Below are 21,109 nucleotides of genomic sequence, written 5' to 3' on the forward strand. Positions count from 1 at the left end.
GCCTGAGCGGCATGAACTCGGCTGACGCAGGAATTGCGGAACACCCGTTCGGGACGGTTTCGGTGGCAATGGTGACCCCCTTCACTCGGGAGGGGAAGGTCGATCTCGACAAAGCCGCGGAGCTGGCCGCTCACCTGGTCGACGGGGGCTGTGACGCCATCGTCGTGAACGGCACCACCGGTGAGTCGCCGACCACCACGGTGCAGGAGAAGAACGACCTTCTGCGGGTCGCGCTCGACGCGGTCGGCGACCGCGCGAAGGTCGTCCACGGGGCCGGCAGCTACGACACCGCCGAGTCGGCGCGGCGCGTCCGCGAAGCGGAGGAGATCGGCGCGGACGGCGTGCTGATCGTCACCCCGTATTACAGCAAGCCGCCCCAGTCGGGTGTCCTAGCACACTTCCGCACCATCGCCGACGCGTCGAGTCTGCCGGTGATGCTGTACGACATCCCGCCGCGGTCGGTGATCCCGATCGAGACCGAGACCATCCTGCGCCTCGCCGAGCACCCCAACATCAAAGCCGTCAAAGACGCCAAGGGCGATCTGCATGCGGCGTCGAAGATCCTGGCGGCCACCGACCTGGAGTACCTGTCCGGGGAGGACGCACTGAACCTGCCGTGGCTGTCGATCGGCGCCACCGGTTTCGTCAGCGTCATCGGCCATCTCGTGCCGGGCCGGCTCCGCGATCTGCGGGCCGCCGTGCTCGCCGGCGACCTCGCGCAGGCGCGCCGGCTCGCCGACTCGATGGCACCGCTGGTCGACGCGATGGGTCGGCTCGGCGGAGTGTGCATGGTCAAGACGGCCCTGCGCATCACCGGTCTGGAAGTGGGGGATCCGCGGTTGCCGCAGGTCGCGGCCGAACCCGCCCAGATCGAAGCACTCATCACGGATCTGCGCGCAGCCGAGGTGATCTCCTGATGGCCGACAACAGCAACAACACCGCCGGCGACAACAGCGGTAACGGCAACGCCGACGGGGGCGGCCGCAAGGGCGGCGGTCGTCGGCGGGCCTCACGCAAGGCGGGCCCGCCCGCCGACCACCCGAACAAGGCGCGGGCGGCCGATTCAGGTGCCGCGAAACTGCCTCCGCAGGTGGCCGCGGCCACCGGATCGAGCGTCACGGGCGACGTCATCGACCGGCTGCCCGCCCCGCCGAAGCTGCCCAAGGGCGGACTCCGCGTCGTCGCGCTCGGCGGCATCGGTGAGATCGGCCGCAACATGACCGTCTTCGAGTACGACGGCAAGTTGCTCGTCGTGGACTGCGGCGTGCTCTTCCCCGAGGACCAGCAGCCCGGCGTCGACCTGATCCTGCCCGACTTCGGCTACATCGAAGACCGCGTCGAGGACATCGAAGCGGTGGTCCTGACGCACGGCCACGAAGACCACATCGGCGCAGTGCCCTTCCTGCTCAAGCTCCGCGGCGACATCCCGATCGTCGGTTCCCGGTTCACGCTCGCACTGGTCGCGGCCAAGTGCCGCGAACACCGCCTGCGGCCGAAGCTGGTCCAGGTGGCCGAGGGCGATCGCCTCTCGCACGGCGGATTCGACTGCGAGTACTTCGCGGTGAACCACTCGATCCCCGACGCGCTCGCCGTCGCGATCCGTACGCCGGCCGGTCTGGTCCTGCACACGGGCGACATCAAGCTCGATCAGCTGCCGCTGGACAACCGTCTCACCGACCTGGCCGGCTTCAGCAGACTCGGCGACGAGGGCGTCGACCTGTTCCTGGTGGACTCGACCAACGCCGAGGTCCCCGGTTTCGTCACCCCCGAGCGTGAGATCGGCGGCGTCCTCGACACCGTCATCGGCAAGGCCCGCCAGCGCGTGATCGTCGCCTCGTTCGCGAGCCACGTCCACCGGATCCAGCAGATCGTCGACGTGGCACACCGGCACGGTCGGCGCGTGACCTTCGTCGGCCGGTCGATGGTCCGGAACATGCAGATCGCGCAAGACCTCGGTTACCTCACCGTGCCGGACGGCGTGGTGGTGGACATGGACACCGCGGCCACCCTGCCCGACCACCGGCTGGTGCTCATCTCCACCGGCTCGCAGGGAGAGCCGCTCTCGGCCCTCTCGCGCATGGCCCGCGGTGAGCACCGCCAGATCAACATCCGCGCCGACGACCTCGTGGTCCTCGCGTCGTCGCTGATCCCGGGCAACGAGAACTCCGTGTTCGCCGTGGTGAACGGTCTCGCCAAGCGCGGCGCCACCGTGGTGACCCAGGCCAGCGCCAAGGTCCACGTCTCCGGCCATGCCTCCGCGGGCGAGTTGCTGTACCTCTACAACGCGGTGCGCCCGTCGAATGCCATGCCCGTGCACGGTGAATGGCGCCACCTGCGCGCCAATGCCGCGCTCGCCGAGGCCACAGGGGTTCCCGCCGACCGGATCGTCCTCGCCGAGGACGGAGTGGTCGTCGACCTGGTGGACGGACGCGCCAGGATCACCGGCCGCGTGCCGGTCGGATACGTCTACGTCGACGGACTCTCGGTCGGCGACGTCGGGGAATCGACGCTCTCGGACCGCCTCGTGCTCGGCGAAGGCGGCTTCATCTCCATCTCGGTGGCGGTGGACGCGTCGACGGGTGCCGCGGTGAGCAAGCCGACGGTGTCCGGCCGCGGCTTCTCCGACGATCCCGGCGCCCTGAACGACGCCGCCGAACTGGTGAACAAGGCGCTCGTCGAACTGGCCAACGAAGGGGTCACCGACACCCACCGGATCGCTCAGGGCGTGCGGCGCGCGGTGGGTCGATGGGTGGCTGAGAAGTACCGGCGCCGGCCGATGATCGTCCCGACCGTCATCGCGGTGGGGGAGCGGCGGTGAATCTCGCCCGATCCGAGCGGGCGGCGCTCGTCGAGACGATGCGCCGGACGGGGCCCGACGCCCCCACGCTGTGTGCGGGCTGGGACAACCGTGATCTCGCGATCCACCTGATCCTGCGGGAACGCAGGCTCGATGCGACAGCGGGCATCTTCATCGGCCCGCTGGCCGGACACACCGCTGCCGTCGCCGACAGCTACGCCGACAAGCCCTGGGACGAGCTGCTGGCCATGTTGTCCGACGGGCCGCCCTGGTACTCGCCGTTCCGGGTGGCCGACCGCTTCCTCAACCTCGCCGAGATGTTCGTTCATCACGAGGACGTGCTGCGCGGGGGCGCCGATCCGGCCGGTCCGTTCCTGCCGCGGCAGGTGTCGCCGGATCTCGAGCGGGCTCTAGAGCTTCCGCTGCGGACGGTGGGACGCCGGATCATGGCGGGCTCTCCCGTGCGGGCCACCCTGCGCACCGGGGACGGTCGGGAGGTGATGAGCGTGGGCCGCGGCCAGCCGGTGGGAGTGTCCGGCTCGGTCGGGGAACTGCTGCTCTTCGCGTTCGGCCGTGCACCGGTCGACGTGGAGTTCTCCGGTTCTCCGGCAGCGATAGCGAGCCTGCGCAGTGCCCACCGGACGTTGTGAACCGGTCACGAAATCGACACGACCGTGATCTCTGCGGTGTTGCCAGTGTGACTGATGTGATTGGCGGGCATTAGGCTGGAGGCCATGGCTTCCAATGCATCAACGCGCAGCCGCTCATCCGAGACTTCGGGGAAGCCGAAGTCGTCGGCCGGCGGCCGGTCGCGCAGCGGCGCCTCACGTGGGGGGACTCGGGCCACGGCGACGGCACGGCCCAAGTCCGGACAGGGCGGCCGCGGCGGTGCGCGCAAGCCGCCCGCAGACCGGGCCGGAACCGCGCGCCGCCCGGCGCACTCGCAGGATCTCAAGCGCCGGCCGGCGGAACGGTCGTCGGTGGCGCGGGGGATGGGCCGGGCCGCAGCGGCGACCTGGAACCTCGCCGCACGCGGTCTGGGCGGCGTCGCACGCATCGGTGCTCACCGGGACGAGGCGCCGTCGCAGGGACGCGACAGCGCGGGTCTGGCTCTCACACTCGCCGCAGCGCTGGTCGCGCTCGGCGTCTGGTTCACCGCACTGGGGCCGGTCGGGGCATTCGTCGACACGCTCGTCCGGGCCGGTTTCGGCGCGCTCGCCTACGGCGTCCCCGTGTTCCTGGTCGCCGTCGCGGTGCTGGTGATGAGGTTTCCGGCCAACCCGGAGCGTCGTCTGCGCAATGTCGCCGGGACGTTGCTGATCGCCGTTCCGGTGCTCGCCCTCACCCACCTGATGCACGGCGCACCGACCGGCTACGACGCTCGCGCCCGATCGGCGGGCTTCGTCGGCTACGTACTGGGTTCGCCGCTGACGAACGCGGTCACGGTCTGGGTCACCGTCCCCCTGTTCCTGCTTCTGGCCGCCTTCGGCGTGCTCGCCCTCAGCGGACGGACACTGGGCGAGGTGGTCGCCGCCACGTCGGACTACCTGGGCCTGGGGGCGGAGTACGACTACGAGTACGACGACTACGGGCCCGACGACTACGGGCCCGACGACGAGTACGACGAGTACGGACCGGACGACTACGGCGACGAGCCGAAGCCGGATGCGGCGGACGAGCGCCGTGCCGATCCGGACGCGGCGATCGACTACGGCGACCCGTACCGGAACTACCCGCCCGATACGCGGCGCCGTCCCCGCTCCGGCGGTGCGTCGCCGCGCAGGCGCAGGACCGCCGGGCAGGACCGCGACTCGCACATGGCCGATCTGCTGACCGAGCCGTTGATCGACGCGCCGCTGCCGGCGTCCGCACGCCGGCCCGGGGCGGGGGAGCCTTCCTTCGACGTTCCCGTCGACGACAATCCGACCGCGCCGCTGGGCGACCTCAGCGATGTCCTCGGCGACGACGGTCTGGACGGCGGCGCTCTCGACTCCGGTGCTCTCGACAGCGATGCCTTCGAGGCCGACGACCACGAGTCGGACGAGCCGACTCCCGCGGCGCGCCCGCGCCGCCGGCCGGCGCCCGCTCCCGCACCGGCGGCCGCTCGCAAGCCGGTCACGACCGCTCCTCCCGCAGCGCCGTCGGGCGGTTCGTTCCTCGATCAGGACCCCGAATCGGGATATCTCCTGCCGCCGGCCGACCTGCTGGTGCAGGGCGAGCCCGCCAAGCTGGGGACCTCTGCCAACGACGAGATGATCGACCGCATCAACAGTGTGCTCGAGCAGTTCAAGGTCGACGCCGCGGTCACCGGATACACCCGGGGTCCGACGGTGACGCGGTACGAGGTGGAGCTGGGTCCGGCCGTCAAGGTCGAGAAGATCACCCAGTTGCAGCGCAATATCGCCTACGCCGTCGCCACCGACAACGTGCGTCTGCTGGCGCCGATCCCGGGCAAGTCGGCGGTCGGCATCGAGGTGCCGAACTCCGACCGTGAGATGGTGCGCCTCTCGGACGTCCTCGCGGCGCCGACGACGCGCAAGGAGAATCATCCGCTCGTCATCGGTCTCGGCAAAGACATCGAGGGCGACTTCGTGAGCGCCAACCTCGCGAAGATGCCGCATCTGCTGGTGGCGGGTTCCACCGGTTCGGGCAAGTCGAGCTTCGTGAACTCGATGCTCGTGTCGCTGCTGACCCGCGCCACACCCGAAGAGGTGCGGATGATCCTCATCGATCCGAAGATGGTGGAACTCACGCCGTACGAGGGCATTCCGCATCTGATCACACCGATCATCACCGAGCCGAAGAAGGCGGCGGCCGCGCTCGCCTGGCTGGTGGAGGAGATGGAGCAGCGCTACCAGGACATGAAGGCGTCCCGGGTGCGGCACATCAATGACTTCAACGCCAAGGTCCGATCGGGTGAGATCACCACTCCGCTCGGATCGGAGCGGGTGTACAAGCCGTACCCGTACATCGTCGCGATCGTCGACGAGCTCGCCGATCTGATGATGACGGCGCCGCGTGACGTGGAGGAGGCGATCGTCCGCATCACGCAGAAGGCGCGTGCCGCGGGCATCCACCTGGTCCTCGCCACGCAGCGACCGTCGGTGGACGTGGTCACCGGCCTGATCAAGACGAACGTCCCGAGCCGACTGGCCTTCGCCACCAGTTCGCTGACCGATTCCCGGGTGATCCTCGACCAACCGGGGGCGGAGAAGCTGATCGGCATGGGCGACGGTCTGTTCCTCCCGATGGGTGCGAACAAGCCGATCCGCATGCAGGGCGCGTTCATCACCGACGAGGAGATCTCGGCCGTCGTCGAGTTCACCCGCGAGCAGTCCGAACCGGACTACACCGAAGGCGTCACGACGGCCAAGGCCGGCGAGAAGAAGGACATCGACGCCGACATCGGCAACGATCTCGACGATCTGCTGCAGGCCATCGAGCTCGTGGTGTCGAGCCAGTTCGGTTCGACGTCGATGCTCCAGCGGAAGCTGCGCGTCGGATTCGCCAAGGCAGGCCGGTTGATGGACCTGATGGAGACGCGCGGCATCGTCGGCCCCAGCGAGGGATCGAAGGCCCGCGAGGTCCTGGTCAAGCCCGAGGACCTCGCCGGTGTCATCGCCTCGATCACCGGGGGAGGCGGCGAGGACGCCGATCCGTTAAACTGACGGAGATCTTGGAGGGGAGTATCCCCGCTTCGCAGGCGTTCCCGTCAGTACGGAACGGTGGTGCGGCATCCGCGGATCGGATGCCGTGCACCGCTCCCGGGGCCGCCGCCGGCGCCGCCGGTGGGAGAGACCTCCAGCATCGTCGCTTCGTGCTACGTGTTGGAGGAATACATGAATGTCACTGTCGTGACCTGGTTGGTCACCGGGGCGGTGATCCTGGGCCTGTTCGTCTTCGACTTCTTCGCCCACGTCCGTACCCCGCATGAGCCCACGCTCCGCGAGTCCGGATTCTGGTCGGCGGTCTACATCGGCATCGCCGTCCTGTTCGGCGGATTCGTCTGGTGGAAATGGGGCGGAACCTACGGCGGCGAGTACTTCGCCGGTTACGTCACCGAGAAGGCGCTCTCGGTCGACAACCTGTTCGTGTTCGTGGTCATCATGACGTCGTTCGCCGTGCCGCGCGTCTACCAGCAGAAGGTGCTGCTCCTCGGCATCGTGATGGCGCTCGTCATGCGCGGCGCCTTCATCGCAGTCGGCGCCGCCGCCATCAACGCCTACAGCTGGGTGTTCTATCTGTTCGGGCTCATCCTGCTCGTGACGGCGGTGAAGCTGCTCAAGGAGAGCGACGAGCCCGCCGTGCACGAACGCGAGCGCGAGAGCCGGCTCGAACGGTTCGTCAAGAAGTGGTTCCGCGCCACCGACGTCTACGACGGTGACCGTCTCACCACCAAGATCGACGGCAAGCGCTACATCACACCGCTGCTGGTGGTGCTGATCATCATCGGTTTCACCGACGTGCTGTTCGCCCTCGACTCCATTCCGGCGATCTACGGACTCACCCAGGAGCCGTACCTGGTGTTCACCGCCAACGCCTTCGCGCTGATGGGTCTGCGGCAGCTCTACTTCCTGCTCGGGGGCATGCTCGACAGGCTGATCTACCTCTCGTACGGTCTGTCGCTGATCCTGGCCTTCATCGGCGTGAAGCTGGTCCTGCACGCGCTCCACGAGAACACGCTGCCGTTCATCAACGGCGGCGAGTCCGTTCCGGTGCCGGAGATCGGCACTCCTCTGTCGCTGGGCATCATCGGCGGCACCCTGCTGGTGACCACGGTGGCCAGCCTGGTGGTCAGCCGCAAGCGCAGTCGCGACGCGGCCGACGTCGGACCCTCGCGTCAGTAGGGGCCGAAGACCTGCGTCAGCTCTTTGACGGAGACGGCGGCGACGGCCGACTCGCGCGCGAACGGGTCCTGCGCAAGCAGGTCGCGCGCGGCGTCGGCGTCGTCGGCCGTGATCATCAGGAGCGCGCCGCTGCCGTCGGAGTACGGACCAACGAACTGGAGACGGCCGGCCTCGTGCTGTGCACCCAGCCAGGTCCGGTGTTCGGGGCGGAACCGGTCCCGCACCGCCGCGGCCTCCGGGGCGTAGGTGTATTCGACGGCGAAGAAGCCGGCCATGTCCGATGTCCTTCCGTGGCGGTCACAGATGCGCGAGCATCCGGGTGTTTCCGAGGGTGTTGGGTTTGACGAAGCTGAGATCGAGGAACTCGGCGACACCTGTGTCGTACGACCGGCACATCTCCTCGAAGACCTCGCGGGAGACCGGGGTGCCGTCGATCTCCACGAAGCCGTGCCGCGAGAAGAACTGCGTCTCGAAGGTGAGGACGAAGACCCGCTCCAATTCGAGTTCGCGGGCCACATCCATCAACCGGTCGACGATCTTGTGCCCGATGCCGCGACCGGCGTGCGCGGTGTCGACGGCGACGGTGCGGACCTCGCCGAGGTCCGACCACATCACGTGCAGGGCGCCGCAACCGACCACCTCTCCGCCGTCTTCGGCGACCCAGAACTCCTGGACCGACTCGTAGAGGGTGACCAGGTTCTTGTCGAGCAGGATCTTGCCGGCGTAGATGTCGATCAGTTCCTTGATGCGGGGAACATCCGATGTCCGGGCACGGCGGACGAGGACCGATGAGGGCTCGCCGGTGCGGGAATCGGGTTGTTCGCTCAGCATGCCATCGAGAGTAGCCGCAGGTCCGAGCGCGCCCTTCGGGAGTCTGAGAAAAGCGTGACGTTAGGCTTGATCACGTGACTGAGCCTGTACGCCGTGTGTTCGGCGAGGATGCGGCCCCGGTGCCCGTGGTGAACATCGCCAACGCACTCACGGTGTTCCGCATCGTCCTGGTCCCGGTGTTCGTGGTCCTGCTCTTCGTCGACGACGGGGAATCGGTGAGCTGGCGGATCGCGGCCTTCGTGGTCTTCGCGGTCGCCGCGTTCACCGACCAGCTCGACGGCCGCCTGGCGCGCGGCATGAACCTGGTGACCGACTTCGGGAAGATGGCCGATCCGATCGCGGACAAGGCGCTCATCGGCGCGGCGCTGATCGGCCTGTCGATCCTGGCGGAGTTGCCCTGGTGGGTCACCGGCGTGATTCTGGCGCGGGAGATCGGAGTGACGCTGCTGCGCTTCTGGGTGCTGCGCCACGGAGTGATCCCGGCCAGCCGGGGCGGCAAGCTCAAGACCCTGCTTCAGTCGGTGGCGATCGGACTGTTCGTGCTGCCGCTCTCGGGAGCGTGGCACACCGCCGCGTGGGCGATCATGGCAGCCGCGCTGGTCGCGACGGTGGTCACCGGACTCGACTACGTCTGGCGGGCCGTCGTGCTGCGGCGCGGCGCGGAATAGGCCAGGGGCCCACGGCGTTGAGATCCGAGTGTGCCGGGCGTGCGCGGGAGCGCCGCGGCGTGCGGTATGTCGGCGGCGGCCGGTCGGGAATTCGGCTAGGGTCGACGGCACAGGCTATTGATGGAATCGACGGCCCGACCCCCGGGCTCCTGGAGAATCGTGAGGAGGTCCGCGCGTGACTCTGCTCTTGCGTGAGGCGATCGGCGATGAGCTGCGCCGTGTTCGGAACGGTCAGGGACGCACATTGCGTGAAGTCTCGACCGACGCGAGGGTGTCGCTCGGTTACCTCTCCGAGGTCGAACGCGGGCAGAAGGAGGCCTCCAGCGAGCTGCTGGCGTCGATCTGCGAGGCGCTCGACGTGCCGATCGGCGAGGTGCTCTTCCAGGTCGCGGGCCTGATGCAGCCGGCGGGCCGGCCCGTCGGAGCGTCCGATAGCCTTGTCGAAGTCATTGCCCCCCAGGAAGATTCGGTGGACGACGCGGGTGTGCCCGCGGCACTTGCCGCCGCGTGATCGATCGAACGACGACGCGACCCGCGCAACGAGGAGTTTGGAAGACCGATGGCCAATCCGTTTGTGAAGTTCTGGAACTACATGATGGCGCTGGGCAATTCTAAGATCGACGAGCACGCCGATCCGAAGGTGCAGATCCAGCAGGCGATCGAGGACGCGCAGCGGCAGCACCAGGCGCTCTCCCAGCAGGCAGCGGCGGTCATCGGCAACCAGCGGCAGCTCGAGATGCGGCTCAACCGCCAGCTCGAGGAGATCGAGAAGCTGCAGGGCAATGCGCGCCAGGCGCTCACGCTCGCCGACCAGGCCGCGGCCGCCGGTGACAGTGCGAAGGCGGGCGAGTACACCAACGCCGCCGAGGCCTTCGCGGCGCAGCTGGTGACGGCAGAGCAGAACGTCGAAGACCTCAAGGTGCTGCACGATCAGTCCCTGCAGGCCGCAGCGCAGGCCAAGCAGGCCGTCGAGCGCAACGCCATGGCTCTGCAGCAGAAGCTCGCCGAACGCTCCAAGCTCCTGAGCCAGCTCGAACAGGCGAAGATGCAGGAGCAGGTCAGTGCTTCGCTGAACCAGATGAGCGAGCTCTCGGCTCCCGGCAACACGCCGAACCTCGAGCAGGTGCGCGACAAGATCGAGCGTCGCTACGCCAATGCCCTGGGGTCGGCCGAGCTCGCCAAGGGCACCGTCGCCGGACGCATGCAGGAGGTGGAGGCCGCGGGCGTCCAGCTCGCCGGCCACGCCCGGCTCGAGCAGATCCGGGCCAGCATGAACGGTGGATCGCTCGCGCCGGGGCAGACCGCCGGCGCACAGGGCGCCCCGGCGGGCCAGGTGGAGCAGGACGGCGCTGCGCCCGCCCCGCAGACCCCGGAACAGAGCTGAGCACCCTCGACAGCTCCGGCAGCCGTGACGACGGGTCCGAGACGGGCCCGTTGCGCATCGCGATCGTGGCCGGGTCCGACGCCGGACACGCATTTCCGGCGCTGGGCCTGGCCACATCGCTGCGTACGGCAGGCGACCGCGTGGTCGTCTACACCGGTGAGCGGTGGACCGCGGCGGCAGCGCGCCGGGGCCTCGAGGTGCGTCCGCTGCCGGGACTGGCGGCTCTGCCCGATGAGGACGATGACGATGCCGGAGCCAAACTGAGCGTACGGGCCGCGCGGATGGCGACGGCCCTGGCTCCGGAACTGGCGACCGGCGGATTCGACCTCGTCGTCAGCGACGTCATCACGGTGGCCGGGGCCTGGGCGGCCGAGCTGGTCGGTCTGCCCTGGATCGAGCTCTCGCCGCATCCGCTCTACGAGCAGTCGGCCGGCCTGCCGCCGATCGGCGCGGGACTGGCCGCCGGCGAGGGAATCGGCGGGCGGCTGCGCGACGCGCTCCTGCGTGCGAGCGCCGCACCCGCTGTGGCCAAGGGCCGTCGACAGCGCCGCGGCGCCCGACGGAGCATCGGCCTCCCGGATGAGTCGACGCCCCTCGCACGATTCGTCGCGACCCTGCCGGGACTGGAGGTTCCGCGCCCGGACTGGCCTGAGCGCACCCACCTGATCGGACCGTTGCTGTTCGAACCGACCGACGACTGTTTCGTTCGGCCCGAGGGCGACGGCCCGCTCGTGGTGGTCGCGCCGTCCACAGCGGCCACGGGGGCGGGCGATCTCGGCGCCGCGGCACTGGCCGCGCTCGCCGACCTGCAGTCCACGCGACCGCTGCGGGTGGTGTACTCCGCCCTGCAGCCACCGCATGCCGAGGTGCTGCCCGACCGGCTGGTCGCGGCGACGGGCCGTCAGGACGAACTCCTCCCGGACGCCGACCTGGTGATCTGTGGAGGCGGTCACGGCCTGCTCGCGAAGTCGCTGCTCGCGGGAGTGCCCGTGGTTACCGTGCCCGGCGGCGGTGATCAGTGGGAGCTCGCCAACCGGGTCGCGCGGATCGGCTGCGGACGGCTGGTGCGCCCGGCCACCACCGCCGCACTGGCGGAGGCGATCGCCGGAGTGCTGGACGATCGGCGTCACGCCGACGCCGCCCGGCGGGTCGCCGCCACCGTCTCGGGCGTCGTCGATCCGGTGCGGGTCGCGCACGCCGCGTATCGGCGATGGACCGGGCCGAGGTGAACACCTGCACGTCCGGACCGTCGGTGGCGGCGGTCCGGCGATCGTGGAGAATGGAACCATGCGTCTGACGGAGTTCGCCGAACTCACCGAGGCAGAGTTCGGCAGAAAGCGGGCCGACGGTCTGCTGACCGATCTGGTGCTGATGGAACTGGGCGGCCGCACGGGCCGGGAGGCCATCGAGCAGGGAGTGGATCCGAAGCTGGTGTGGCGGGCACTCTGCCGCGAATTCGACGTACCGCCGGAACGCTGGTGATCGCCGGATCCGGCGTGTCGGATTGCCGTCGAACATCTGTTCGCTATCCTGTAATGGAACCGGAGCGCGCTCTGGTGCGTCCAATTTAATGACCGTACGAACGGGCCCGGGCGGAAATGTCACACCCGTCTCCTACCGTGTGGTCACGAAAGCGGAAGACGTTCGTATCCACAGCAACGTTCCAATACAGCAGAGCACCCGGAGGAGAGACCGATGGCACCCGTGACTGATCGGCAGAAGGCACTGGATCTGGCGCTGGCTCAGATCGACAAGAATTTCGGCAAGGGCTCGGTGATGCGTCTGGGTGAGGACGCCCGCCCGCCGATGGAGGTCATCCCGACCGGCTCGGTGGCCCTCGACATCGCACTCGGCATCGGCGGCCTCCCGCGCGGCCGGATCGTGGAGGTCTACGGCCCGGAGTCCTCGGGTAAGACCACCGTCGCCCTGCACGCCGTCGCGAACGCTCAGGCCGCAGGCGGCATCGCCGCGTTCATCGACGCCGAACATGCACTCGATCCCGAGTATGCGGCGAAGCTGGGTGTCGACATCGACGCGCTGCTGGTCTCGCAGCCGGACACCGGAGAACAGGCACTGGAGATCGCGGATATGCTCATCCGCTCGGGTGCGCTCGACATCCTGGTGATCGACTCGGTGGCGGCGCTCGTGCCCAAGGCGGAGATCGAGGGCGAGATGGGCGACAGCCACGTCGGACTGCAGGCACGGCTCATGAGCCAGGCCCTGCGCAAGATGACCTCCGGTCTCAACAACTCCAACACCACCGCGATCTTCATCAACCAGTTGCGCGAGAAGATCGGTGTGATGTTCGGTTCGCCGGAGACCACGACCGGCGGCAAGGCCCTCAAGTTCTACTCGTCTGTGCGACTGGACGTCCGGCGGATCGAGACGCTCAAGGACGGCACGGACGCGGTCGGCAACCGGACGCGCGTCAAGGTCGTCAAGAACAAGGTGGCGCCGCCGTTCAAGCAGGCGGAGTTCGACATCCTGTACGGGCACGGCATCAGCCGCGAGGGTTCGCTGATCGATCTCGGCGTGGCCGAGGGCTTCATCCGCAAGTCGGGTTCGTGGTTCACCTACGAGGGCGATCAGCTGGGGCAGGGCAAGGAGAACGCCCGTAAGTTCCTCATCGCCAATCCCGATGTCGCGAACGAGATCGAGAGCAAGATCAAGGACAAGCTCGGCATCGGTCGTCCCGCCGCGGACGCCGACGAGATCGCCCCCGAGCCCGTCGACTTCTGATCCACCTATGTCCGACGATACGGCGGCCCGGTCCGGCCCGTCGCCCTGGGATGCTGCGCTGCGGCTCCTGGGGACCCGGGCCCGGAGCCGGGCGGAGATGCGTGACCGTCTGAACGCACGCGGCTTCACCCCGGACGAGGTGGAGCAGACTTTGCGCCGGCTCGACGAGTGGAAGCTGCTCGACGACGCCGACTTCGCCGCCGAATGGGTTCGATCGCGGCATGCGCACTCCGGTCGCGGGCGGCTGGCTCTCAAACGCGAACTGCGGACCAAGGGGATCGACGATGAGACCGCGGCGCAGGCACTGGACCAGATCGATCCCGAGGACGAGCGGGAGATCGCCGTCCGGCTCGCGGAGAAGAAGCTGAACGTCTCCGGCGAACAACTCGGTGACCGCGAGATCCGGGCCAAGGCGTATCGGCGGCTCGCAGGGGCCCTGGGTCGCCGCGGCTATCCGCCGGAGATGGTCGGATCGGTGGTCAAGGAAGTCCTCGACCGCGCTCGACACTCCGCCTGACTCCCGGCTTCACCGGCCGATACCGGTGAAGCCGGGGATGTTCTCCATCGCTTCCAGATCGGCGACATCCGGATCGGGAGCCGCGGTCCGGCGCCGGCCGCTGCGCAGACGGCGTTCGAGGTAGTTCGCCAGGCCCGTCAGACAGAAGTTGATCGCGATCATGATCACCGCCACCACGAGCAGTGACGGCAGGTAGTTGCCCCAGTACGACGCCGAGACGATGCCCGACCGCACCACCTCGATGTATCCGAAGGCGTAGCCCAGAGCGCTGTCCTTCAGCGCGATCACCATCTGCGAGATCAACGCGGGCAGCATCGCGGTCACCGCCTGCGGCAGCAGGATCATCCGCATCATCTGCGACTTGCGCATGCCGATCGACAGGGCGGCTTCGGACTGTCCTTTGGGAACCGACTGGATTCCCGCCCGCAGGATCTCCGCGATCACCGAGCCGTTGTACAGGGTGAGACCGAAGACCACGGCGGCGAACGAGAGCTGTGACGACGGCACGACCGCGTACTTGGCGAACAGGTAGTACGCGAAGAACATCAGGATCAGGACCGGGATCGCACGGAAGACCTCGACGATCAGACCGCAGACGGCACGCACCGCCCGGTGGTCCGACAATCGTCCGATGCCGAGCAGCGTACCGACCACCAGCGCCAGGATGATCGAGGCGAACGCCGCCTTGATCGTTCCCCACAGACCCGGCAGCAGCCAGGTGGTCCAGGTCCCGGCGACGGTGAACGGTCGCCACATGTCCGATTCGAACTGGCCGTTGTCGGCCAGCACTTTGATGATGTACGCGGCGATCGCGATCAGGATCACGACGAAGACGACCGCGGTGATCAGGTTGCGGCGCCGGGCGTGCGGCCCGGGCGCGTCGTAGAGGACGGTCGACTGATCGCTCATCGCTTGACCGCCCATCGCTTGGCGGCCCATCCGAAGACCGCACCCTCCGCGAGGGTGATGATCATGAATCCGATGGCGATGATGGCGAAGATCAGCAGGATCTGGTCGCCGTGGGTCTCGAGTTCGGACTTCATGAGCAGTGAGGCCTCCGCGACGCCGATCACCGAGGCGATCGTGGTGTTCTTGGTGAGCGCGATCAGCACCGATCCGAGCGGCGCGATGACGGTGCGCAGCGCCTGCGGCAGGATGATCAGTCCGAAGACCTGGGTGAAGGTGAGCCCGAGCGATCGAGCGGCTTCGGCCTGTCCGAGCGGAATGGTGTTGAACCCGGCGCGGAGGGTCTCACAGACGAACGTCGCCGTGTACAGGACGAACGCGAGCACCGCGAGCCGGAAGTTGTTGGTGGCGATGAATTTCGAGCTCTCCGTCGCCAGCGTGAGACCGAGGTTCTGATACAGGCCGATGGAGCAGAAGAGCACGATCAGGGTGAGCGGGGTGTTGCGCACGACGTTCACGTACACGGTCGCGAAGCCGCGCATCACCGGAACCGGCGAGACCTTCATGGCGGCCAGCAGGACACCCCAGATCAGTGCGCCGATCGCCGAATAGACAGTGAGTTTGATGGTGATCCAGAACGCGGGCCAGATCTGCGGACCCATGCTCTGCCATAGGTCGGACATCTACGCATCTCCTTCGCAGGGCGTCGACGGGGAGGTGAGGAAGTCGAGATTCCCGACGTCCGGGAAGAGCTTGTACTGCGATCCCGGCGCGTCGGCGCGGGCGATCCACGAATCGATCGTCTCGTTGCCGAGCGCGTCGCGGAGATCCCGGCTCCAGACGGACTGGTCGGAGCCGGGCAGCGGGGCGAGCATCGCTTCGAGCGCCTCGTTGACCTTCGCGACCGAGTCGGGATAGTTCTTCGCCATGCCGATGCCGTAGCGCTCGGTCGAGAACGGCTGGCCCTTCTTCTTCAGCTTCCCGCCGACGCAGGCGTCCTTGGGATAGGTCATCGACACGAGCTTGAACTCGCCGGGGTAGCGGTTGGCGTACCCGGCCAGAATCGTCTCGTCGGTGGTGAGCGCGTCGACCTTGTCACGGCGCAGCGCCTCCACGCACGAGGAGTAGGAGTCGTACTCCTGGAGCTGGACGCCCGGCAGCTGAGCCTTCACGTTCTGCGCCGGTGTCGAACCGCTCACCGAGCACAGTTTCTTGCCGTTGTTGAGGTCCATCAGCGAGTTCAGGGACGAGTCATTCTTGCGGACCAGGAGCCCCTGGTAGGTCACGAGGTAGGGGCCCGCGAAGGCCACCTTCTTCGCGCGCGCCTCGTTGATCGAGTACGTCGCGGCGATCATGTCGACCTCACCGTTGCCGATGAGGGTCTCGCGCTGAGCGGAGGGTGTCTCGCGCCAGGTGATCTCCGGATGCGGTACGCCGAGCCGGTCGGCGATGTGGTCGACGACGTACTCGGAGACCGACGGATCGAAACCGACCACCGAACCGTCCGGCTGCTGCACACCGAGCCCGGGCTGGTCGTACTTGGTGCCCAGGACGACCTTGCCGGACTTGATCGACTCGACGAGGTCGCGCGGTTCGGTGCTGCCGCACGCGGCCACGGCGGGCAGTGCCAGGGCGATCGCGAGGATCAGCGCCGGCAGTGCGCGGCGTCGGCGTGACGGGCGTCTGCGGGAAGTGGTCGCCATGTCAGCCTCCCAGGATCTTCGACAGGAAGTCCTTCGCACGGTCGGACTTCGGCGCGGTGAAAAACGTCTCGGGATCGGTGTCCTCGACGATCTGACCGTCGGCCATGAAGATCACGCGGTCGGCGGCCTTGCGGGCAAAGCCCATCTCGTGCGTCACGACCACCATCGTCATGCCCTCCTTGGCGAGGGCGACCATCACGTCGAGGACCTCGCTGACCATCTCCGGGTCCAGGGCCGAGGTCGGCTCGTCGAACAGGATCACCTTCGGATCCATCGCCAACGAGCGGGCGATGGCGACGCGCTGCTGTTGACCGCCCGAGAGCTGAGCCGGGTACTTGTCCTTCTGAGCGGCGATGCCGACGCGGTCGAGCAGTTCCTCCGCACGTTTGCGGGCATCCGCCTTCGAGGCCTTGCGCACCTTGATCGGTCCGAGCGTCACGTTGTCGAGGATCGTCTTGTGCGAGAAGAGGTTGAACGACTGAAAGACCATGCCCACGTCGGCGCGGAGCCGGGCCAGGTCGCGGCCCTCCGCGGGCAGCAGTTCGCCCTCCACCCGGATCTCGCCGCTGTCGATCGGCTCGAGTCGATTGATGGTCCGGCAGAGGGTGGACTTGCCCGAGCCGGAGGGGCCGAGGACGACCACCACCTGACCGCGGGGCACTTCCAGGTCGATGTCGCGGAGCACATGGAGGTCGCCGAAGTGCTTCTGCACGTTCTTCATCGAGATCATCGGTGTGACGTTCGTGTCGGGCATGACTAACAAACTAGTTGTGACGCGCGTCGCCGCACGGGTTCTTTCGCATGTTCCCGCGTGTCGCCGCGCGGAACCGGACATGCCGGCGATGCGGTACGTGTGACGCGGACGGATTTGCCCCGCCACGTAACCTTGAGATGTGAGTGTTGAGGCCCTGGGAGAGACGACGACCGAGGATGCGGCGACGGCGCCGCGCTCCTATTCGGTCCGTACCTACGGATGTCAGATGAACGTGCACGACTCCGAACGGATCGCGGGCCTCCTCGAAGACGCGGGCTATGTGGCCGCCGACGACGGCGACGACGCCGATCTGGTGGTCTTCAACACCTGTGCGGTGCGTGAGAACGCGGACAACAAGCTCTACGGCAATCTGTCGCATTTGGCGCCGGTGAAGGCGCGGCGACCCGGGATGCAGATCGCCGTCGGCGGGTGTCTGGCGCAGAAGGACAAGGACACCGTCCGCAGCCGCGCACCCTGGGTGGACGTCGTTTTCGGAACCCACAACATCGGCTCGCTGCCGGTGCTGCTCGAACGGGCCCGCCACAACGACGAGGCGCAGGTCGAGATCCTGGATTCGCTCGAACGATTCCCGTCCACCCTGCCCGCGCGCCGTGATTCGGCGTATTCGGGTTGGGTGTCGGTCTCGGTCGGCTGCAACAACACGTGCACCTTCTGCATCGTGCCGTCGCTGCGCGGCAAGGAGGTGGACCGGCGTCCGGGCGACGTTCTCGCCGAGGTGCAGGCACTGGTGGACCAGGGCGTGCTCGAAGTGACCCTGCTGGGCCAGAACGTCAACGCCTACGGGATGTCGTTCGCGGATCCGGACATCCCGCGCAACCGCGGGGCGTTCGCCGATCTGTTGCGCGCGTGCGGCGGCATCGAGGGACTGGAGCGGGTGCGCTTCACCTCGCCGCATCCGGCGGAGTTCACCGACGACGTCATCGCGGCGATGGCCGAGACCCCCAACATCTGCCCGCAGCTGCACATGCCGCTGCAGTCCGGCTCGGACCGAGTCCTCAAGGCCATGCGACGCAGCTACCGCAGAACCAAGTTCCTCGGCATCCTGGACCGCGTCCGCGACGCGATGCCGCACGCCGCCATCACCACCGACATCATCGTCGGTTTCCCCGGCGAGACCGAAGCTGACTTCGCGGAGACGCTCGACGTGGTGGAGCGGGCGCGCTTCTCGAGCGCGTTCACCTTCCAGTACTCGCCGCGACCGGGCACCCCGGCCGCCACCATGCCCGATCAGGTTCCGCCGGAGGTGGTGACCGAGCGGTACCAGCGGCTGATCGCGCTCCAGGAGCGGATCTGTCTGGAGGGCAACACGGCGCTGGTCGGGACCGAGGCGGAACTGCTCGTCGTCGCCGACGAGGGACGCAAGAGCTCCTCGACCGGGCGGATGACCGGACGCGCCCGCGACGGACGTCTGGTGCACTTCCTATCGACCGGCGATGCGGACGGTCGGACCGGCGGCATCCGTCCGGGTGATGTCGTGACCACCGTGATCACCGACGCCGCCCCCCATCATCTGATCGCCGACGCCGGGGTGCTCTCGCACCGTCGTACCCGCGCCGGCGATGCGCACGAGGCGGGCACCCTGCCCACCACACCACCCGTCGGCGTCGGGCTCGGGATGCCGTCGATCGGAGTGCAGTCCGTTCCTGAGCCGACGAGCGCATGCGGAACTGGAGGCTGTTCATGAGTAAGAACGATCTGGATACTTTCACTCGATACGAGCGCGAGCTCCGAAAGACCGAGAAGAAGGTCGCGGGGGAGATCGACCCCGGTGCCCGGGCCGTGGTGGTCGCCGTATGCGTGCTGCTCGCAATGGTCTCGCTGGTTCTGCCGCATGCCGGCGACGCCACGGGTCTCGACGTGCTGATGATGACCGACAAGGCCACCGCCGAGCACATCAAGCTGCCGTCGGAGATCTTCGTCTACATGCTGGCGATCTTCGGCATCGGCTTCTCGACGCTCGCGTTGATCACCCGTCGCTGGGTGCTCGCCTGGATCGCGCTGGCCGGAACCGCGGTCGACGCGGTGGCGGGCATGCTCGCGATCTGGACCCGGAACACCGTCGGAGTCGACGAGACGGCGTCGCCGTCGGGTGCCGGCGCGGGTCTGCTGCTGGGTTGGGCCGTCGCGATCGTTCTGGTGTTCCACTGGGCCCGAGTGGTGTGGAATCGCAACTCCTACCACCTCGCGCTGGAGCAGGAACGTCGCGCCGAGGCCGCCAACCGCGAAGCCTTCGGACTGTCGCTCCAGCGACCGGTGGCGCCCAGCGCGAAGGCCGCGAGAGCCGACGAAGCGGATTCTGCGGAAGCGGACTCGGCGGAGAATGCCCACACGCAGGGCGACCAGACTCGGGGCGACCAGACTCCTGAGGGGACCGCGTCGGACGACTGAGTTCCGGGCCCGGGCTCGGTGCGAACGCACCGCGCCCGGGCCGTCGGGACCTGGTGGGCGTCAGCGATCGGTGAGCGCCGAGTGGGCCGCGCTGGCCCACTCGCGCCACTGCGCGGCCTGTTGCCGCAGCTCCGCGGCCTCACGGTCGCGTCCCGCGGCGGCGGCCTTCTCGGCCTGCTCGTCGAGCTTGTCGGCGCGCTCGGTGAACTGCGCGGCGCGCGCCTGCGCCTCCGGGTCGGTGCGTGCCCAGTCGGCGTCCTCGGCGTCGCGCAGCCGCTTCTCGAGCGCCCGCGCACGGCTCTCGAGTCTGTGCATCTGTTCGCGCGGGACCTTGCCGATCTCGTCCCACTTCTCGCGGAAGGTACGGAACTCGCGCCGCGCGGTCTCCAGATCGGCCGCCGGATCGATCTTCGCCTCGGCCTCGTCGAGCAGTGCGGTCTTGGCCTTCGCGTTCTCCGCGAACTCGGCGTCACGCTCGGAGTTCACCGCGTTGCGGGCCTGGAAGAAGACATCCTGTGCGGCCTTGAACCGGAGCCAGAGCGCCTCGTCGGTGTCGCGCGGTGCGCGACCGGCGGCCTTCCATTCGGCCAGGAGTTCGCGGAACTTGGCCGCCGTGGGGCCCCAGTCGGTGGAGTCCGACAGCGCCTCGGCTTCGGCGATCAGTTCCTCCTTGCGCGCCTTGGCTCCCGCCCGTTCGCGGTCGAGTTCGGCGAAGTGCGCACCGCGACGCCGGTTGAACGCGTCCCGCGCTTTCGAGTAACGCCGCCACAGCGCATCGTCGGTCTTGCGGTCGATGCCCTTGATCGTCTTCCACTCGTCCAGGATCGCCCGGAGCCGGTCGCCGCCCGCCTTCCACGAGGTGCTCTCGCTCCCGATGTGCTCGGCTTCGGCCGCCAGCGCCTCCTTGCGTTCGATCGCCGAGACACGGGCCGACTCGCGCAGGTCCTTGACCTCCTGCGCCACATCGTCGGCGCCGGAGACGATCACCTCCAGACGGGCCGCCAGGCTGTCGACGTCACCGATGACCTGTGCGTCGGGGAGTTCGGCGAGCAGATGCGCCGCCGACGCCTGAGTCTTCCTGGGGTCGCCGGAACGGGCGGTGAGACGCTCCTCGAGGATCTCCACTTCAGTGGCCAGGTCGGCGAACTTCCGGGAGAAGTGCGCGAGGCCCTCTTCGACGGTCCCGGCCTGCCACGAGCCGATCTGGCGCTCGCCGCTCGCAGTCTTGAGCCACACCGCACCGCTCGAATCGATCCGGCCGAACTCGTTCGGATCACCCACCGGCACCGGATGGACCGGTACCGCCGGGGTCGGGCCGCCGACTGCGGGCCGGGGGACCGGACGCGGCCGAGGGCCAGGCTTCGGTCCCGGCTTCGGGCCGGGCTTGGGGGCCGACGGGCCGTTCGAGGCCGGGTTGCTCGAGTCGGGCGAGTTGATCATGCGTGTACCTCTTGAATCGTCTTCGCCGCGCGTCACGGCTGCCAGATCACTGCGTGGTTCATTCACGTGGTTCATTCACTACGAGGTTCATTCAAGCAGGCACGGCGACGGTTG

The 21,109-nt window shown here is 68.2% G+C and carries 21 protein-coding genes; 14 read left to right on the plus strand and 7 right to left on the minus strand.

The features are described 5' to 3' along the window. The first annotated feature begins 11 nt into the window (after nucleotides 1–11). The 5 genes from dapA (at nucleotide 12) to P5P27_RS07990 (ending at nucleotide 7,644) form a co-directional block, all read left to right on the plus strand. Nucleotides 12–917 (plus strand): 4-hydroxy-tetrahydrodipicolinate synthase, encoded by a 906-nt coding sequence (gene dapA, locus P5P27_RS07970; RefSeq protein ID WP_006896248.1) that lies wholly within the window; start codon nucleotides 12–14, stop codon nucleotides 915–917. Continuing rightward, nucleotides 917–2,818 (plus strand): ribonuclease J, encoded by a 1,902-nt coding sequence (locus tag P5P27_RS07975; protein ID WP_006896249.1) that lies wholly within the window; start codon nucleotides 917–919, stop codon nucleotides 2,816–2,818. Before dapA ends, P5P27_RS07975 begins: the two co-directional genes overlap by 1 nt. Next, nucleotides 2,815–3,447 carry a TIGR03085 family metal-binding protein gene (locus tag P5P27_RS07980; RefSeq protein WP_006896250.1) on the plus strand — a complete coding sequence of 211 codons (633 nt, stop codon included), beginning with the start codon at nucleotides 2,815–2,817 and terminating at the stop codon, nucleotides 3,445–3,447. The genes P5P27_RS07975 and P5P27_RS07980 overlap by 4 nt, the downstream gene beginning before the upstream one ends. Before the next feature lie 342 nt (nucleotides 3,448–3,789). Continuing rightward, a complete protein-coding gene (locus P5P27_RS07985) occupies nucleotides 3,790–6,465 on the plus strand; it encodes an FtsK/SpoIIIE family DNA translocase (RefSeq protein ID WP_411815882.1) in 2,676 nt (891 codons plus the stop codon). Nucleotides 6,466–6,636: 171 nt separating this feature from the next. Next, a complete protein-coding gene (locus tag P5P27_RS07990) occupies nucleotides 6,637–7,644 on the plus strand; it encodes a TerC family protein (RefSeq protein ID WP_278127183.1) in 1,008 nt (335 codons plus the stop codon). On the opposite strand, the gene P5P27_RS07995 is transcribed toward P5P27_RS07990, so the two are convergent. Both P5P27_RS07995 and P5P27_RS08000 read right to left on the minus strand, forming a co-directional pair. After that, nucleotides 7,638–7,919 carry a YciI family protein gene (locus tag P5P27_RS07995; protein WP_045540259.1) on the minus strand — a complete coding sequence of 94 codons (282 nt, stop codon included), beginning with the start codon at nucleotides 7,917–7,919 and terminating at the stop codon, nucleotides 7,638–7,640. The genes P5P27_RS07990 and P5P27_RS07995 overlap by 7 nt on opposite strands. A gap of 22 nt (nucleotides 7,920–7,941) precedes the next feature. After that, nucleotides 7,942–8,475: an amino-acid N-acetyltransferase gene (locus tag P5P27_RS08000; RefSeq protein WP_045540257.1), complete on the minus strand. Its 534-nt coding sequence runs from the start codon at nucleotides 8,473–8,475 to the stop codon at nucleotides 7,942–7,944. A gap of 74 nt (nucleotides 8,476–8,549) precedes the next feature. Between P5P27_RS08000 and pgsA the strand changes: the two genes are divergently transcribed. The 7 genes from pgsA to P5P27_RS08035 all read left to right on the plus strand — a co-directional run bounded on the left by pgsA (nucleotide 8,550) and on the right by P5P27_RS08035 (nucleotide 13,783). Further along, nucleotides 8,550–9,143 carry a CDP-diacylglycerol--glycerol-3-phosphate 3-phosphatidyltransferase gene (pgsA, locus tag P5P27_RS08005; RefSeq protein ID WP_006896256.1) on the plus strand — a complete coding sequence of 198 codons (594 nt, stop codon included), beginning with the start codon at nucleotides 8,550–8,552 and terminating at the stop codon, nucleotides 9,141–9,143. Nucleotides 9,144–9,318: 175 nt separating this feature from the next. After that, nucleotides 9,319–9,654, plus strand: coding sequence for a helix-turn-helix domain-containing protein (locus tag P5P27_RS08010; RefSeq protein WP_006896257.1), 336 nt, complete (start codon nucleotides 9,319–9,321; stop codon nucleotides 9,652–9,654). Between the two features lie 48 nt (nucleotides 9,655–9,702). Continuing rightward, nucleotides 9,703–10,527 (plus strand): PspA/IM30 family protein, encoded by an 825-nt coding sequence (locus tag P5P27_RS08015; protein ID WP_278127187.1) that lies wholly within the window; start codon nucleotides 9,703–9,705, stop codon nucleotides 10,525–10,527. A gap of 50 nt (nucleotides 10,528–10,577) precedes the next feature. Further along, the gene (locus P5P27_RS08020) at nucleotides 10,578–11,756 is read left to right on the plus strand and encodes a glycosyltransferase (RefSeq protein WP_278127189.1); all 1,179 of its coding nucleotides are present in this window, start codon (nucleotides 10,578–10,580) and stop codon (nucleotides 11,754–11,756) included. 58 nt (nucleotides 11,757–11,814) lie between these two features. Beyond that, complete coding sequence (locus tag P5P27_RS08025) at nucleotides 11,815–12,009, plus strand: DUF3046 domain-containing protein (protein WP_006896260.1); 195 nt, start codon at nucleotides 11,815–11,817, stop codon at nucleotides 12,007–12,009. A gap of 213 nt (nucleotides 12,010–12,222) precedes the next feature. Then, nucleotides 12,223–13,266 (plus strand): recombinase RecA, encoded by a 1,044-nt coding sequence (recA, locus tag P5P27_RS08030; RefSeq protein WP_006896261.1) that lies wholly within the window; start codon nucleotides 12,223–12,225, stop codon nucleotides 13,264–13,266. Nucleotides 13,267–13,273: 7 nt separating this feature from the next. Then, entirely contained in the window at nucleotides 13,274–13,783 is a 510-nt protein-coding gene (locus P5P27_RS08035; RefSeq protein ID WP_006896262.1) for a regulatory protein RecX, read from the plus strand. 9 nt (nucleotides 13,784–13,792) lie between these two features. Here the strand turns inward: P5P27_RS08035 and P5P27_RS08040 are convergent, their stop codons facing one another. From P5P27_RS08040 to P5P27_RS08055, 4 genes are read right to left on the minus strand one after another with little or no spacing between them, the layout of a single operon-like run. Further along, nucleotides 13,793–14,692, minus strand: coding sequence for an amino acid ABC transporter permease (locus P5P27_RS08040; protein WP_006896263.1), 900 nt, complete (start codon nucleotides 14,690–14,692; stop codon nucleotides 13,793–13,795). Continuing rightward, nucleotides 14,689–15,372, minus strand: a complete 684-nt coding sequence (locus P5P27_RS08045) for an amino acid ABC transporter permease (protein WP_045540084.1) — start codon at nucleotides 15,370–15,372, stop codon at nucleotides 14,689–14,691. Before P5P27_RS08045 ends, P5P27_RS08040 begins: the two co-directional genes overlap by 4 nt. Continuing rightward, nucleotides 15,373–16,392, minus strand: coding sequence for a glutamate ABC transporter substrate-binding protein (locus P5P27_RS08050; RefSeq protein ID WP_278127193.1), 1,020 nt, complete (start codon nucleotides 16,390–16,392; stop codon nucleotides 15,373–15,375). A 1-nt stretch (nucleotide 16,393) separates the two neighbouring features. Further along, nucleotides 16,394–17,122, minus strand: coding sequence for an amino acid ABC transporter ATP-binding protein (locus P5P27_RS08055; protein WP_045540090.1), 729 nt, complete (start codon nucleotides 17,120–17,122; stop codon nucleotides 16,394–16,396). A gap of 163 nt (nucleotides 17,123–17,285) precedes the next feature. On the opposite strand from P5P27_RS08055, the gene miaB reads away from it, so the two are divergent. Continuing rightward, nucleotides 17,286–18,851 carry a tRNA (N6-isopentenyl adenosine(37)-C2)-methylthiotransferase MiaB gene (gene miaB / locus P5P27_RS08060; protein WP_045540079.1) on the plus strand — a complete coding sequence of 522 codons (1,566 nt, stop codon included), beginning with the start codon at nucleotides 17,286–17,288 and terminating at the stop codon, nucleotides 18,849–18,851. Next, on the plus strand, nucleotides 18,848–19,555 hold the full coding sequence (locus P5P27_RS08065; RefSeq protein ID WP_222111119.1) for an Rv2732c family membrane protein: 708 nt from the start codon (nucleotides 18,848–18,850) through the stop codon (nucleotides 19,553–19,555). Before miaB ends, P5P27_RS08065 begins: the two co-directional genes overlap by 4 nt. Before the next feature lie 60 nt (nucleotides 19,556–19,615). On the opposite strand, the gene P5P27_RS08070 is transcribed toward P5P27_RS08065, so the two are convergent. Then, a complete protein-coding gene (locus P5P27_RS08070) occupies nucleotides 19,616–20,995 on the minus strand; it encodes a DUF349 domain-containing protein (protein WP_006896269.1) in 1,380 nt (459 codons plus the stop codon). Nucleotides 20,996–21,109: the final 114 nt, after the last annotated feature.

Source organism: Gordonia sihwensis, from assembly GCF_029632925.1.
GTDB lineage: Bacteria > Actinomycetota > Actinomycetes > Mycobacteriales > Mycobacteriaceae > Gordonia > Gordonia sihwensis.